Origin of the sequence: Adlercreutzia faecimuris, assembly GCF_022669055.1 — a bacterium.
Taxonomy (GTDB): Bacteria; Actinomycetota; Coriobacteriia; order Coriobacteriales; family Eggerthellaceae; genus Enterorhabdus; species Enterorhabdus faecimuris.
Window position 1 is genome coordinate 461,928 of sequence record NZ_JAJMLW010000001.1, and the last position, 13,649, is coordinate 475,576.

The window sequence follows — 13,649 nt, forward strand, 5'->3', positions numbered from 1 at the left end:
TTAGGCGTCGGGCCCCTTGGTGCCGGGGGTGGGGGCGCCCGCGTCGGGCGTCGGGGTAGCGCCGCCGGGTGCTTGCGCGGCGGCCGGGGCGGGCGCGTCGGGCGTCGGGGCGGTCGGCGTCGGCGTCGCCGGGGCCGCGGCGCTGGCGCCGGTGCTGGGCGTCGGGGTCGCGGCGTTGGCGGCGGTGCTGGGCGCCGGGGCGGACTCGTACTTGGCGGCGAGGTCCTCGGCCGCCGTGTCGCCGAACTTCTCCAGCGGCGTGTTGAGGATCTGCTCCATGCGGCGCGACTCGCGCTCGCGCTGGTCGCGGTTGCGCTTGACGATGATGACGACGGCCGCGATGGCGATGATGACGACCGCCGCGATGGCCAGCGGCACGACGGGCGACTTCGTTACCGTCATGATGCGCTCGCCGGTGTCGGCGAAGGCCCGCGAGAAGATCTGCTCCTCGGAGAGGGACTGGTCCTGGTAGTAGCGGTCGAGGTAGTCGGCCAGCACGGCCACGGCCTCGTCGTCCATGATCGTCTTGGCCTGGCTTCCCACGGCGTAGCCGGCGTTGAACGAGCCGTCGCCGTCGTCGCAGAACACCAGCAGGAAGTGGGCCTCGTCGTCGAAGAGCTCGCCGTAGAGCCGGTCGGCCATCTGGGCCAGCTGCTCGGTGGAGGCGGCGGTGCCGTTGGGCAGGATGTAGACGTAGGGCCACACGCCCGTCTCGTCGTGGAACTGGCGCAGGCCGTCCTCCAGCGCGTGCGGCGTGCGGATCCAGTCGCCGTCCTCGTCGGTGTAGTAGGGGGTGACGAGCGCCGCGTCGGCGGGGAGCGCCTCGCGCTCGACCGAGGATCGCGTGATGGAGTCGGCCGAGCAGCCGCCGCCGAACGCGCCGAAGATGAGCAGAGCGAGCGCGATGGCGGCCACGATGATGAAGGCGACGCCGCAGCCGGACTTGCTGGCGCTGCCGGCGCCCGGGCTGCCGGGGCTTGCGGGGCCGTTGGGGCCGCTGGGTGTGCCGTAGCCGGCGGGGTTGGCGCCGGGCGTTGCGTTGGCGGGGGCGCCGTAGCCGGCGCCCGCAGGATTGGCGGGGCTGCCGGGAGCGCCGGCCTGCGGGTCGGCGGCGTAGGGCGCGCCGTCCGCGTAGGGGGTGGCGTAGGGAGACTGGCCGGCGCCGGGCTGCTGGGGGTAGGGCTGCTGCGCCGGGGGCGCGGTCGTGCCGCCGCCGATGTTGATGCGCGGCGCGAAGATGGTGGGGAACCCGCCGAACAGGCCGCCGAAGCCGCCGCCGCGGTAGGGGGATCCGCCGCGCGGGCTGCTCCCCAGGCTGCGGCCGCCGCTGCGGCGCCCGCCGGAGAACCCGCCGGACGACCGCCCGCCGCCGGAGAACCCGCCGAAGCCCCCGCCCCCGCTTCGCCCTCCGCCGCTCGATCTGCCCATAGGAGCTCCTTCCCGATCCCAGCGCATCCAACCACGCCGCGCGTTCGCAAGCGCCATGTGCTCGCGTGCCGAAGCGCGCCGCTTCCGCCTATTATGAGGGAGTTGCCCAGCATTCCCCGCGTGCCCGCGCGCTTGACGCGAAACCGATAAGTTCGCCCGCTCCCCCCGCGTCTTTCCCTGGCTGCTTCCTTCCGCCCCCCCTCATCCCCGCCCCCGCTTCCACTCCCCCCCCCGCTTCCACCCCCCCCATCCATCCCCCCCCATCCATCCCCCCCCATCCATCCCCCCCCATCCATCCCCCCCCATCCATCCCCCCCCATCCATCCCCCCCATCCATCCCCCCCATCCATCCCCCCCCACCTCTGCCCCCCCATCTGTCCTTCGTTCCCGGCCCTCTCCTTCCCTCTCTTCTCCCGCATTTCGGCAAAATGTTTCACGCGAAACACTCTGGAGCTAGATCAAAATTCAGGGTGCTACGAAATTTCGTAGCACCCTGAAGGGAGGTACCCATGTAGCGGGCGTTGCCGGTTGTGGGGACACGAGGCGGGGATGCGTCCCCGCGGCTAGTCGAAGGGCGGGATCCAGGTGGGGGAGCGGTGGGCCTCGAGGCACAGGCGGATCTGCTCCTCGGTGTTCTTCCCGGCCGAGAGCTCGGGCAGCTCGTCGAGGGCGAAGTAGCGGGCGTCGGTGGTCTCGCTGTTCGGCGTGAACGCGCCCCCGAGCGCGGTGCACTCGACGAACGCCTTCGTCACGCCGTAGGCCGACCGGGGGTGGTTGCGCCGCCCGCCGTCGTGGAGAGCGATGAGGCGCTCGGCGCGCACGTCGAGCCCGGCCTCCTCCTTTGCCTCCTTCACCGTGTTCTCGCCGATGGAGAGGTTCACGTCGCACCAGCCGCCCGGGAGCGACCAGCGGCCGTCCCTCTCGCGCACCAGCAGGATGCGGTCGCCGTCGAAGATGGCCGCCCGCGTGTCGAGCTTGGGGGTCTGGTAGCCGGTCTCGTTGCAGAAGAGGCCGCGCACCGTGGCGATGGGGAGGTCGGACAAGGCGGCCATCATCTCGGCGGCGATGGTGCGGATGCGCTCGTAGCGCTCCAGGTCGAAGTCGTCGCGCCCGTAGAAGAGCCCGGCCTGCGCGAGGCTCTGTAGCTCCACCGTCCAATCGAGCCAGGGGTTGTCGCTCATGGCCGCTCCTTTCCGTCACGTCCAACATAGCACGCAGGACCGTTGTGGCGATAGGCGGGGAGTGTTTCACGTGAAACATCCGGGGCGAGAGATGCGCGCGGAGCGAGGGACGTATGCGTGGCGCGCGGCGACGGAGGGGTGGCGCGACGGGAACGCTAGTTTTGCGGCGGGACGCCCTTCTCCTGCTCGATGAGGCGATGGGCCTCGAGGATGCCGTTCTTCACCGCGGCCTTCACGAGGAAGTAGCCGATCACTAGCAGAATCGCGATCGGGATCAGGTACACGAGCAGCACAAAGACGTCCACGACGCTAAGCCCCATGATTTTCACGAGTTCCTCCTCAATCTCTGCGAAGCCTTTCCCTTTTTCGACAACCTACCATGCCGCGCAGGCCGAAATGAGCACGGAGCCAGGAAATTCCCCCCCCGGGGGGGGGGGGCTCATTTGCCTTCCTCAGCGGCGTCACGCGGCGATTGGGCACCCAGGCCCAACTGCCGCGCGCGGGCGGTGCGCGAGGGCGTCCGCGACGACATGCCGACAAACTGCCGCAATCCGCCAACCAAACGAATGTTTCACGTGAAACATTTTGAACGCGTGCGGCGCGTGGGAGGGCGTGCGAGGCGCGCGGCGCGTGGCGGTGAGAGGGGCCCGAAGGGAACGCGGGATGGGCATGCGCGTGGGGAAGGTGCGGGAGGGTGTGCGGGATGCGCGGAGCGGAGTGCGGGGTGCGCGTGCAGCATGAAGCACGTATGGTGCGGGGCGAGGTTTGGGGGTGAATGCGAAGCGGCCCCCAGATGGGGGCCGCTTGGTTTCGTGGAGCCAACGAGCGGACTCGAACCGCTGACCTGCGCATTACGAGTCACCAAAACACCAGATCAGATAGGGTTTTTATAGTGATCTGCGCTCGCAAGATGCCCTATTGATAGTGATCTGCGGTGATTCGCAATCGTCCGTAATCGTGCGCATTCGCAGACGATTCGCAGATGCTTTTTGGCTCCGGAGTGCTTACCTTGAAAGGTGGTTGGATGATCGCAGAGAATGAAGGGCTGTGTACCCGAGAGGACTTCCGCGACGAGCTGGAGCACGGAGGAGGGGCGCAGTACGCAACTGGGATGTTGGAACAGGCCGACGAGCTGGCGCTGCTAATCTCCGTAGGGCTCGACAAGGCGGCGTACGACTCAAACAAGGAAGATATGTGGAAGCTCACCGCCATATGCTCGCGGCTGGCATTCGAGGCCCACAGATCGCTTCAGGTGGCTGCCGACCTGCTGGCTGACCTATAGGCGAAACCTCCCCAAAGCCTCACCATTGCAAAGGCCCCGGCACGATGCCGGGGCCTTGGTGTTTTACGCGGCGCCTTCCATGGTGGCTCGCTCGGATTCACGCCGTCCCTCAAACTCCCGTACCTTGGCGGCTATGCGCTCCTTGCGCTTCTGCGCGGCCTTCAGCTTCCGGCGTGCTTTCCTTGCCTCCCACTCGCTGCGGGATGCGAGATAGGCCGTCTGGAGGGCCACGGCGGCCCTAGGAGGGGCGTTGAGGGTATCGGGTGGGGTCGGGGCGGGTTCGTGCCTTGCGGAGCCCCTCTCGGCCTCCCTGGTGGCATAGTCCTCAACTTTGTCCCACGGCAGCCGCTTCAGCAGGGCGGCAGTCCTCGCCTCGACTTGCTGGAGCTGCCGGCGATAGGCGCACTTCCAGCACATGCCGGAGGGGTGCAGGCGCCCGGTGAGGCTCGCGCACTCGTCGCACCACCAGAGCGGGGTGCCCAGAAACACGATGGGCACCCCGAGCCTTCCGGCCTCGCTGGCCACCTCGCGCCAATCGCGGTGAAGGTGCTCGGCTATGACCGACAAGGGAAGCGCCCCGGCCCAGTCCCTCACGTAGAGCGTTTCCCTCAGCGTCCAGTCGCGCCCCATGTCCGTCCCTTCCCTCGTTAGTGGCTTGTCTTCTGCCTGGCCTGGCCTTAGCGGAGTCTTAGCGGTGCCGTGAGGCAGCGAGTCGCCTTTCCTCCGTCGGTTTGACCTTGCCCGAAACCCGTATCCCCCAGGGAGCGCCTTGCGGAAACCTTGGGCAGTGCCGCCGAGCTTACTCCGCCCCGAACCGCTCCACGGCGGCCTCGGCGTCCCGAAACACGTCCCACACCCGCTCCATGTCAAGCACGGTGAAGTAGTTGCCGCTCACGTTGCCGCTGTGGAGGTCGATAACACCATAGCGCCGGATGTTCAGGGCGGTTGCCTTGCGGTACTCCTCCAGGCCGTCGGCGATATCCTGGAGGGGCGGCATGGGTGCACCAGCGTTCAGCGGCGCGTCGGCTATGCCGTGCTTCCCCGCGAGGTCGCGCAGCGCAGAAAGGGCAACGGCGTTCCCCGCCATGACCTTCTCGGCCGCCTGGATGTCCCCTGGCGTCAGCGAGGACTTCAGGGACAGCGTTTGCAGGTACGCGAGCTGGTCACTTGATGGCGGCTCCGTCACGACCTTCTCCACCTCGGCCAGCAGGTCGGCGAACAGCCGGGCCTCGGCCTCCACGGCCTCCTCGTGGCGGGCGCTGATGCGCGACCGGTAACGCTCCACAATTTCCGGCATGCGCTGCGCCCGCACGGGTTGCACGAGGTTCAGGGCCTCGTCGCGCTCGCGCTCGAACTGGGCCACGATGGCGTCAACGTCCCTCACCATGGCATCCTCCACGGCCTTCTTACGGTCTATCCACTTTCCCATTTGCTTTCGTCCTTTCTTCCTGGCGGCTTTGCCTCGCTTGCCGCCTACTCACTAACAAGGTTGACCCCCTCGCCTTCTTCACTGCCGGCCCTTCCTCTGGGTTCTGCCTCTGGGTATTATGGGTAGTGCAAAAGGTGCCCAGTTCAGAGGGGTTGAGGTGTGTACCAATCAGGCCCCAACTGTGTACTAATCTTCCGAAACTGTGTACTAATCGAGGGCCGATGGGTACACGAAAAGGCGGCTTTCTGTGTATCTATTACGGGGGCGCCAGGGGCTCGACGACGTATACGGAGGAATGGCCGCGCCAGCCCTTCACGGCTCGCGTTAGGATGCCCCCGACCTCCCAGGCGGATATGGCTCGGGTGACGGCCTCCCTGTGGCCCAGGATGTCCACGAGGTCGCCGTAGTTGGGTTGAACCACCTGCACGTCTTCCAGCTCAACGTCGCGCATGCCCTTGCCGTCTAGCCACTCGCGCAGCGCCAGGGCCTCCTTGTGGGCCAGGTTGCCCCCGCTGGTCATGTTCGTGACCAGGTAGGGGAGTAGGGCGGTGAACCACCCCTGGCTCCTGCCCGCCTCCAACGCCTGGGCCATGAGGGCGGCGGTGGAGCCTCGCAGCATGCCCCATCGCTCGCAGCCGCGCCATCTCTCGGGGTCTATGCTCGGCACCCTAGTCGGCCTCGTCCACCATCGAGCGGCGCAGCGTCACGAAGGGCCGCATTCCCGGATGCTTGCGCACCAGGGCGCGGGCGATGGCCGGCGCTATAACGTTGTTGATCTTGGTTCCCCTGCCCGCCCGGTCGGCGAAGTCCTTCTTGCGGGCCTCCTCCAGCAGAAGGCGCACGGAGAAGCGGCGTTTCGCCGCGGCCTCCTCCAGGGCGCGGCGCTCTATGTAGCGCATGGCGTCCGGGTTGTCGCGCATCCACGCTGTAGCCATGGCCTCGATCTCGGCCCCCCGCCCTTTGCGAAGCTCGGCGAAGGCTGCCCGAATTTCAGCCATTCCGCACGCTATTTCGGCGCGAGTGACTTGCTGCGCGTTCGCTTGGACACCTGCTGCAGCATTGCCCAAGGGAAGGCTTTCGCCGGCCTTCCGAACCTCGGGTGTGGTACCATCGCGGTGCCCGATCAGGGCGGGGGCGGCCGCTGCGCTCGCCAAAGTCTGGCGGTCTGCCCCTTCTCTATGCTGCATCGCCCAGCCCCCTCTCGATGAACTTAACAAGCTCGCTCTTCGGCGTGTACCAGCGCCTGCCGATGGGGCAGGCGGGTATCTCCCCGTGTGCCATGAGCCGGCGCACGGTCTGGGCGCTCTGCTGGATGATCTCTGCAACGTCCCTGGTGGTCAGGAGGTCGCCGTAGTCCTCAAACCACGTCGGCGGCTGCGGGGCAGCGGGAGCCTCCACGATCTTGCAGCCCGGCGGGAGCTGCACCGCCTGGGCGCTCATGCGGCATCAACCTCTTCGAAAAGCTCCATAGGATCGCCCTTCCAGCCCACGGCATCCGCGATACGACGCGCGCGGAGGGGCCAGGGCGGTTCCTTTCCCGCTTCGATGCGGCTAATGGAAGAGGGGTTCGCGCCGATTTTTCGAGCCAGTGCCGCCTGGGACAGTCCGAGCCTTCGGCGCTCCTGGACTACTGCCATCACTTTTCATCACCCTGCCTTTCAGTATTGACTTCATGAACGATGACCCCTATAGTTTGCCTCGTCGATGGTCATCAATCACAGTATTTTTTGGGGTGACATTATGAAAAGCAATTTGGAATGGTTGGACGAGCCTCTTTTCAGCGAACGCCAAATTGTCAAAGTCTTTAACATGCCAGAAGACGACGCCGAAACACAGGTATGCGCGCTCCCTCTCGCGTGGGTTGCAGGAAGGACAAAGGAAGATGACAAGGGTTTTTTGCTGTGGCCAGAAAGGCGCATTTCTTCGATTCCGGTAGAGTTCTGGAATCATCAGCTAATGGAATTCCCGCTAGATGACCCTTCAGCTTTAGCTGAATTTGTGAGCACCTGGGGTATCCCGTATCACCCTTTCCGCAACCTTTCATATCTATCTGGAGATATGCGCGAGTTTTGCGGAATTAAGGCGACTGAAGAGGATGCGCGGCTTTATATCCCGAGGCCGCATTCCGAGGAGGTGGGAGCGGGGTACTTCTTCACATCCGGTGGCAGCCCGCGTCTCAGCTTCATATCTGCGGAAGAGCTGCGTCACTCGATCAAAGTTCTTCGGACGTGTGTAAGCGTCCTCGTCCGAGGGGAAGACTTTGGGATGCCTGCGCTTGTCGCAGACGTTTTGCGGGTGGTGAACTCCGCATCGTGTAATCCTGGGCGATTGGCTCTCTGCAACTTCGCGGATTCCGTCATGTGGGACAAACAAGGGGAAACGCTTGAAGCCCGCGGGCTCCTTACGTCTGCAATAAGCAACCAACTGGTTTCAGCGTTTGCGGATGATGCGGAATGGAAGGTGTGCGCCTGCGAAGGATGCGGGCGAGTGTTCAAGCGCAAGCAGCCCGACTCAATGGTAACGAGGCCGGATAGCGATTCGAAATACTGCTGCACGAAGTGCAAAAATCGTCAGGCAAAACGCAACCAACGGGAAGCGGCGAAAAACCGCACGCAACATTAGCCAAACTCGCCCGCTAGGGCGTTTGGGATAGATGCGAGCGCAGAGCGATTAAGGAGGTGAGTTGATTATGGCGAAAGGCGATGGAACCATCATCGAGAAGGCGCGGGGCGTCTACGAGGTGCAGGTGTCTCTGGGGCGCGACCCCATCACGGGGCGGTACCGGCGCAAATCGCGTACCGTGCATGGCACCAAGGCCGACGCCAGGAAGGCCCGTGACCAGATCAGGCGCGAGCTTGAGGACGGGCTGAGGCCGGACGGGGACAAGATGACCTTCATGGACTTTGTCCCGCTCTACTCGGAGGCCCGGCGGGCCGCAGGAAGGGCCTCGGAGGCCCGCATAGTCCAGGACGAGAAGCGGCTGCGGTTCGTGGGCGGCATCTTGGGCGACCCGCCGCTATGCAAGGTGGACGCCCAGGCCCTGGAGGCCCTCTATCCGGAGATTCGGCGGCGCAGGCTGTCCCAGGGCATCAGCTGCGGGAACACCACCCTTCACGCCTACCACGTCATGCTGAAGGCGTTCTTCCAGAAGGCAGCGGACTACGACTTCATAGCCCGCAACCCCTGCAACCGCGCGGAGGCTCCCAGGCCGAACAGGCCCGAGCGCCGGGCGCTGTCCGTAGACGAGGTGCGGCGCCTGTCAGCCTTCGCGGACGAGGAGGAGAAGCGGGTGCTTGGGGAGCTGGTGGCGAAGGAGCGCCGGCAAGCCGAGTGGGGCGTGGCCGAGGAGCGCGATTCGCTGCTGGGGATGCGCGAGGTATGCCACGTGCTGGCCGTCAGGCTGGGAATAGCCACCGGTATGCGCCAAGGCGAGGTGCTGGCCCTCACGTGGGGCGCAGTCGATTTCCGGAACGGGGTGCTGACCGTGGTCCAGTCCCTGGGAAACGATGGGAGGCCGAAGGAGCCGAAGACGGCCGCCGGCAAGCGAGCCGTTGCGGTTGACGCGGTGACCATGGCGCACCTGAAAGCCTGGAAGGCGCTCCAGACGGAGCTTCTGGATACGCTGTGCATAGACGTTGACGAGGCAACCCCGGTGCTGTGCTCGGCCACGGGCGGCTGGCTCGGCAAGGCGAACTTCGGGCACTGGTGGCGGCGCTTCCGCGAGCGCGCGGGGTTCCCCGGCCTCCGTTTCCACGAGCTGCGCCACACCCAGGCCACCCAGCTTCTGGCCCAGGGCGTGGACGTGAAGACGGTTCAGGCCCGCCTGGGGCACTCGGATGCGTCGCTTACGCTGAACTGGTACGCCCATGCGGTGCCCGAGAACGACCGGGCCGCCGCCGACCTCGTGGGACAGATGTTCCGCGAGGAGCCGGCGCCGTGCCGAATCGTCGAGCTGAAAACGGCGTGATTTTCGGGCATTCGCAGACGATTCGCAGATTTAGGAATGAAGGAACGTTGAAAAGAAAACAGGCCAGCAAGCTTTATACCTGCTGACCTGCCGATACTCTGGAGCCAACGAGCGGACTCGAACCGCTGACCTGCGCATTACGAGTGCGCTGCTCTACCAACTGAGCCACGTTGGCGTGGTGCTTCTCGCGAAGCGAAACCGTAGTATAGCGAATCGCCCCGTCGCGCGCAAGGAGCAGCGTGGCGTCGTCCCGCATGGGGTGGACACTGCGATCGCTGCGCCGGGCGGGGACGCTTTTGTGCCCTTGGATGGCAAGATAGCGAGGTTTGGCATACTCGTGAGCGTGCTTGTGCGATAAAAAGTTAGTTTAGGGGAACCTTGACCTGGGAAAACAGCGTCGCTCTAGTCGATGGCGAGCTGAGAAGGGCGTTTCCAGGGGCACGAGAGTATGCCAAACCTCGCTATCTTGCCATCGCGCCTCCCCAAAGTGTCCGCGGGCGCCCGCTGCGTCGCCTCGCCGCGCCCGTCGCCGCCCTGCGTCGCCTCGCCCGTCCCGCCCGTCGTGCGCCCGCCGCGTCGGCGCGTCGGCGCTAGGCGGGCGGGAAGCGGAGGGCCAGGTAGGCGGCGGCTAAGGCCACCGACAGCAGCATGAGGGGGAAGCCCACCCGCAGGTACTGGGCGAAGGTGATCTCGTGGCCGTTCTTGCGGCTGATGTCGGACAGCACCACGTTGGCGCTCGCCCCGATGAGGGTGCCGTTGCCGCCCAGGCACGCGCCGAGCGACACCGCCCACCACAGCGGCGTCACGTCGATCCCCGCCGAGCCCATCGACAGCAGGATGGGGATCATGGTGGCCACGAAGGGAATGTTGTCCAGGAAGCTGGATATGAGCGCCGACCCCACCAGCAGCACCATCATGGTGAGGAACACGTCGCCGCCGGTGGCCCCGACCAGGGCGTTGGCCAGCATCCCGATGACGCCCGTCTCGGTGAGCGCGCCCACGATGACGAACAGCCCCAGGAAGAACGTGAGCGTCGTCCACTCCACCTCGGCCAGCGCGCGCTCGATGCTCTGCCTCGACACCAGCAGGATGAGGCCGGCGGCGCCCAGCGCGATGACGCAGGACTCCAGCCCCAGCGCCGCGTGGAACATGAACCCCGCCACCACCAGCGCCGTCATCACGGCGCTCACGGCCAGCAGCCGGCGATCCTTCACGTAGCTGGCCGGCTCGAGCGCCATCACCGCCGCGCGAGCCTCGGGCGACACGGCCATCTTCCGGCCGTAGAGCAGGTAGAACGCCCCCAGCACGGCCGCGAGGATGACCGCCACGGCCGGTGCGTCGTAGGCGAGGAAGTCAGCGAAGCTGAGCCCCGCCGCCGAGCCGATCATGATGTTGGGCGGGTCGCCGATGAGCGTGGCGGTGCCGCCGATGTTGGACGCCATGATCTCGGCGAGGAAGAACGGCACGGGGCCCACCTCCAGCAGCCGGCACAGGGTGAGCGTCATGGGGCCGACGAGCAGCACCGTCGTGACGTTGTCCAGGAACGCCGACAGCAGCGCCGTCAGCAGCACCAGCAGCAGCATGATGCGCCACGGGTCGCCCTTGGCCAGCCGCGCGCACGCGACGGCCAGGTACTCGAAGACGCCCGACAGCTTCACCACCGAGACGAACATCATCATGCCGAGCAGCACGCCCAGGGTGTTGAAGTCGACGTGGCCGACCGCCTGCTCGAAGGTGACCACGTGCGCCGCCAGCAGGATGACGGCGCCCACGAGCGCCACCAGGGCGCGGTGCACCTTCTCGGACATGATGAGGCCCAGCGCGACGACGAAGACGGCGACGGATATGATCTGACTTGCGTCCATGGGCCTCCCGCCGGGCGCGCCACGCAGCAGCCGGGCGCGCCTTCTGATAATTGGGTGATTATAGTATGCGCGCGAAGGCGGACGGTATACTGAACGGCTGGTAAAGCGAAACGGAACCGACGACGAGCGCCGTGTCATCCCAGATGGGAAGGGCGCTCGGGAAGAGAAGGTGCGCGTCATGAGCTTGCGGCTGACGATGGCGAAGGCGGTTGGGAACACGCTCACGTGGGGGCTGCAGAAGGTGGCGCACCGTCCGGGCGGCACCATCCCGGGGAAGGTGGGGCTGCGCATCGACCCGCAGCTGATCGCTGATCTGCGTGGGAAGGTGGGCGCCGGCAGCGTCGTGGTGGTGGGCACCAACGGCAAGACCTCGGTGACGAACCTGATCGCGGACGCCTTCGAGGCCGATGGGCGCAGCGTTATCTGCAACCGCACGGGCGCCAACATGGGGCCCGGCGTGGCCTCGGCGCTTCTGCAGGCGCGCCCCGCGCAGTGGGGCGTCTTCGAGAGCGACGAGCTGTGGCTGGCCCGCATCCTGCCCCAGCTGCGCGCCGACTACGTGCTGCTGCTCAACCTCTTCCGCGACCAGCTCGACCGCTGCGGCGAGATCAGCCGCATCCAGGAGAGCATCGCGGGCGCGCTGGCGTCGTCGCCGGACACGACGCTGGTCTACAACGCCGACGACCCGCTGTGCGAGGCCATCGCGCGGAAGGTGCCCAACCGCGTGGTGCCCTTCGGCGTGGCCGAGGACATGGGCCTGGCCCAGAACACGGTGGCCGACGCGCAGATGTGCCAGGAGTGCTCGGGCATGGTGGAGTACGGCTACCGGCAGTACGGCCAGCTGGGCGACTACCGCTGCCCGGCCTGCGGCTTCGCGCGGCCCGCGCTGGAGTTCGCCGCCACTGACGTGAGACTGGACGCGCGCGGCGCCTCGTTCGAGGTGACCGGCAGCGCCACGGGACGCGTCGACCGCGTGTCCACGGGCCAGCCGACGCCGTACCTGGTGTACAACCTGCTGGCCGCCGACGCGATCATGCAGCTCACCGGCGTGGACGGGGCCGTCTTCCAGCGTGCCGTCGACGCCTTCGACCCCCGCAACGGGCGCCTCCAGCGCTACGTCATCGACGGGTACCCCGTGCTGCTGAACCTGGCGAAGAACCCGACGGGCTTCAACCAGAACCTCAAGATCATCGAGCGCGACGCCGGCCCGAAGGCCATCGCCTTCTTCGTGAACGACTACGAGGGCGACGGGCGCGACATCTCGTGGATCTGGGACATCGACTTCGAGGAGCTGGCCGGCCACGGCCCCCTGGTCGTCTTTTCCGGCGGCACGCGCTCCTACGACCTGCGGGTGCGCCTGAAGTACGCGGGCATCGACGCGCGCCTCATCGAGGGCGTGGAGGACGTGTTCGCCGCGCTGCCGGGGCTCGTCGCCGAGGGGGCGCTGCCGGCGGACGCGGGCGTGTACGCCATCGCCAACTACACGGCGCTGCCGCCGGTGCATGCGGCCCTCGACCGCCTGGCGGCGACGCGGGGCGGGGCAGGCGCGGCGTTGGGGGAGAGCGCGCCGGCGCCGGCCGCCGGCGGGGCGGATGCGAGCGCGGTGCCGGGTGCGGCGCTGGCGGCCGGCGAGGCGGATGCGGAAGGCGCGGCGCCGGACGCCGGTGGCCCCACGCCCACGGGCGTCCCCACTCCCGCCCCGGCCTCCGACCAGCCGCCCGTGGTGATCGCGCACCTGTTCCCCGACCTGCTCAACCTGTACGGCGACGGCGGCAACGTGCGCGTGCTGGAGCAGCGCCTGGCGTGGCGCGGCATCCCCGTCGAGATCCGCCGCGTCCACTACGGCGACGTGGCCGACCTGGCCGCGGCCGACCTCGTGTTCCTGGGCGGCGGCCCCGATCGCGAGCAGAAGCTCGCGAGCGAGAAGCTGGCCGAGATGCGCGAGGAGCTGGCCGCCTACGTGGCCGACGACGGCCCGCTGCTGGCCATCTGCGGCGGCTACCAGATCCTCGGCAGGCAGTGGCTGTGGGGCGACGAGCTGGTGCCCGGCCTGGGCATCATCGACGCGGAGACGCGCCGCCCCGGCACCTCGGCCGACCGCCTCACCGACAACCTGGCGCTGCGGTCCCCCCTGGCCAGCCACCCGGTGGTGGGCTACGAGAACCACGCCGGGCGCACCTATCTGGGCCCGAGCGTCGAGCCTCTGGGCGCGGTGGCGTCGAAGGCCGGCCACGGCAACAACGAGGACGACCGCGCCGACGGCGTGCGCTTCCGCAACGTGGTGGGCACCTACTCCCACGGCCCGCTGCTCTCCAAGAACCCCGAGGTGGCCGACTGGCTGCTCGCGCGCGCCCTGGAGCGCCGCGCCCGCCGCGCCGGCGTCGAGCCGGCCCCGCTCGTCCAGCTCGACGACGCCGTCGAACTGGCCGCCAACGCCTGGATGGCCGAGAAGCTGGGAGTCGCGAGCTAGGGGGTAGGTGCGAGTCCGTGGGGAACT

The 13,649-nt window shown here is 67.3% G+C and carries 14 protein-coding genes and 1 tRNA gene; 4 read left to right on the forward strand and 11 right to left on the reverse strand.

From position 1 onward, the window contains the following. From LPT13_RS01600 to LPT13_RS01610, 3 genes are all read right to left on the reverse strand, one after another. Positions 1 to 1,428 carry a hypothetical protein gene (locus LPT13_RS01600; protein WP_242162823.1) on the reverse strand — a complete coding sequence of 476 codons (1,428 nt, stop codon included), beginning with the start codon at positions 1,426 to 1,428 and terminating at the stop codon, positions 1 to 3. Positions 1,429 to 1,991: 563 nt separating this feature from the next. Then, positions 1,992 to 2,609 (reverse strand): NUDIX hydrolase N-terminal domain-containing protein, encoded by a 618-nt coding sequence (locus LPT13_RS01605; protein WP_242162824.1) that lies wholly within the window; start codon positions 2,607 to 2,609, stop codon positions 1,992 to 1,994. Between the two features lie 155 nt (positions 2,610 to 2,764). Continuing rightward, positions 2,765 to 2,929 (reverse strand): DUF6019 family protein, encoded by a 165-nt coding sequence (locus tag LPT13_RS01610; protein ID WP_242162826.1) that lies wholly within the window; start codon positions 2,927 to 2,929, stop codon positions 2,765 to 2,767. A gap of 704 nt (positions 2,930 to 3,633) precedes the next feature. Between LPT13_RS01610 and LPT13_RS01615 the strand changes: the two genes are divergently transcribed. Further along, entirely contained in the window at positions 3,634 to 3,891 is a 258-nt protein-coding gene (locus LPT13_RS01615) for a hypothetical protein (RefSeq protein WP_242162828.1), read from the forward strand. 63 nt (positions 3,892 to 3,954) lie between these two features. Here LPT13_RS01615 and LPT13_RS01620 read toward each other — a convergent pair whose 3' ends face one another. The 6 genes from LPT13_RS01620 to LPT13_RS01645 all read right to left on the reverse strand — a co-directional run bounded on the left by LPT13_RS01620 (position 3,955) and on the right by LPT13_RS01645 (position 6,957). Further along, positions 3,955 to 4,521, reverse strand: a complete 567-nt coding sequence (locus LPT13_RS01620; protein WP_242162830.1) for a hypothetical protein — start codon at positions 4,519 to 4,521, stop codon at positions 3,955 to 3,957. 169 nt (positions 4,522 to 4,690) lie between these two features. Further along, complete coding sequence (locus LPT13_RS01625; protein ID WP_242162831.1) at positions 4,691 to 5,320, reverse strand: hypothetical protein; 630 nt, start codon at positions 5,318 to 5,320, stop codon at positions 4,691 to 4,693. Positions 5,321 to 5,576: 256 nt separating this feature from the next. Next, on the reverse strand, positions 5,577 to 5,939 hold the full coding sequence (locus LPT13_RS01630) for a hypothetical protein (protein ID WP_242162832.1): 363 nt from the start codon (positions 5,937 to 5,939) through the stop codon (positions 5,577 to 5,579). 49 nt (positions 5,940 to 5,988) lie between these two features. Further along, positions 5,989 to 6,255 carry a hypothetical protein gene (locus LPT13_RS01635; protein WP_242162833.1) on the reverse strand — a complete coding sequence of 89 codons (267 nt, stop codon included), beginning with the start codon at positions 6,253 to 6,255 and terminating at the stop codon, positions 5,989 to 5,991. A 241-nt stretch (positions 6,256 to 6,496) separates the two neighbouring features. Further along, positions 6,497 to 6,760, reverse strand: a complete 264-nt coding sequence (locus LPT13_RS01640; RefSeq protein ID WP_242162834.1) for a helix-turn-helix domain-containing protein — start codon at positions 6,758 to 6,760, stop codon at positions 6,497 to 6,499. After that, positions 6,757 to 6,957, reverse strand: coding sequence for a helix-turn-helix transcriptional regulator (locus LPT13_RS01645; protein ID WP_242162835.1), 201 nt, complete (start codon positions 6,955 to 6,957; stop codon positions 6,757 to 6,759). The genes LPT13_RS01640 and LPT13_RS01645 overlap by 4 nt, the downstream gene beginning before the upstream one ends. Positions 6,958 to 7,024: 67 nt before the next feature. Between LPT13_RS01645 and LPT13_RS01650 the strand changes: the two genes are divergently transcribed. Beyond that, entirely contained in the window at positions 7,025 to 7,942 is a 918-nt protein-coding gene (locus LPT13_RS01650) for a hypothetical protein (protein WP_242162836.1), read from the forward strand. Positions 7,943 to 8,009: 67 nt separating this feature from the next. Beyond that, the gene (locus LPT13_RS01655) at positions 8,010 to 9,287 is read left to right on the forward strand and encodes a tyrosine-type recombinase/integrase (protein WP_242164255.1); all 1,278 of its coding nucleotides are present in this window, start codon (positions 8,010 to 8,012) and stop codon (positions 9,285 to 9,287) included. Between the two features lie 99 nt (positions 9,288 to 9,386). On the opposite strand, the gene LPT13_RS01660 is transcribed toward LPT13_RS01655, so the two are convergent. Next, positions 9,387 to 9,462: transfer RNA gene (locus tag LPT13_RS01660), tRNA-Thr, on the reverse strand. A 415-nt stretch (positions 9,463 to 9,877) separates the two neighbouring features. Then, positions 9,878 to 11,152 (reverse strand): ArsB/NhaD family transporter, encoded by a 1,275-nt coding sequence (locus LPT13_RS01665; RefSeq protein ID WP_242162839.1) that lies wholly within the window; start codon positions 11,150 to 11,152, stop codon positions 9,878 to 9,880. Between the two features lie 178 nt (positions 11,153 to 11,330). On the opposite strand from LPT13_RS01665, the gene LPT13_RS01670 reads away from it, so the two are divergent. Next, complete coding sequence (locus LPT13_RS01670; RefSeq protein ID WP_242162841.1) at positions 11,331 to 13,622, forward strand: MurT ligase domain-containing protein; 2,292 nt, start codon at positions 11,331 to 11,333, stop codon at positions 13,620 to 13,622. Positions 13,623 to 13,649: the final 27 nt, after the last annotated feature.

Bases quoted from the DNA above. Each gene is read 5' to 3' on its own strand.
- LPT13_RS01600 (WP_242162823.1), bottom strand. From the start codon at position 1,428: ATGGGCAGATCGAGCGGCGGAGGGCGAAGCGGGGGCGGGGGCTTCGGC.
- LPT13_RS01605 (WP_242162824.1), bottom strand. From the start codon at position 2,609: ATGAGCGACAACCCCTGGCTCGATTGGACGGTGGAGCTACAGAGCCTC.
- LPT13_RS01610 (WP_242162826.1), bottom strand. From the start codon at position 2,929: ATGGGGCTTAGCGTCGTGGACGTCTTTGTGCTGCTCGTGTACCTGATC.
- LPT13_RS01615 (WP_242162828.1), top strand. From the start codon at position 3,634: ATGATCGCAGAGAATGAAGGGCTGTGTACCCGAGAGGACTTCCGCGAC.
- LPT13_RS01620 (WP_242162830.1), bottom strand. From the start codon at position 4,521: ATGGGGCGCGACTGGACGCTGAGGGAAACGCTCTACGTGAGGGACTGG.
- LPT13_RS01625 (WP_242162831.1), bottom strand. From the start codon at position 5,320: ATGGGAAAGTGGATAGACCGTAAGAAGGCCGTGGAGGATGCCATGGTG.
- LPT13_RS01630 (WP_242162832.1), bottom strand. From the start codon at position 5,939: ATGCTGCGAGGCTCCACCGCCGCCCTCATGGCCCAGGCGTTGGAGGCG.
- LPT13_RS01635 (WP_242162833.1), bottom strand. From the start codon at position 6,255: ATGGCTACAGCGTGGATGCGCGACAACCCGGACGCCATGCGCTACATA.
- LPT13_RS01640 (WP_242162834.1), bottom strand. From the start codon at position 6,760: ATGAGCGCCCAGGCGGTGCAGCTCCCGCCGGGCTGCAAGATCGTGGAG.
- LPT13_RS01645 (WP_242162835.1), bottom strand. From the start codon at position 6,957: ATGGCAGTAGTCCAGGAGCGCCGAAGGCTCGGACTGTCCCAGGCGGCA.
- LPT13_RS01650 (WP_242162836.1), top strand. From the start codon at position 7,025: ATGGTCATCAATCACAGTATTTTTTGGGGTGACATTATGAAAAGCAAT.
- LPT13_RS01655 (WP_242164255.1), top strand. From the start codon at position 8,010: ATGGCGAAAGGCGATGGAACCATCATCGAGAAGGCGCGGGGCGTCTAC.
- LPT13_RS01665 (WP_242162839.1), bottom strand. From the start codon at position 11,152: ATGGACGCAAGTCAGATCATATCCGTCGCCGTCTTCGTCGTCGCGCTG.
- LPT13_RS01670 (WP_242162841.1), top strand. From the start codon at position 11,331: ATGAGCTTGCGGCTGACGATGGCGAAGGCGGTTGGGAACACGCTCACG.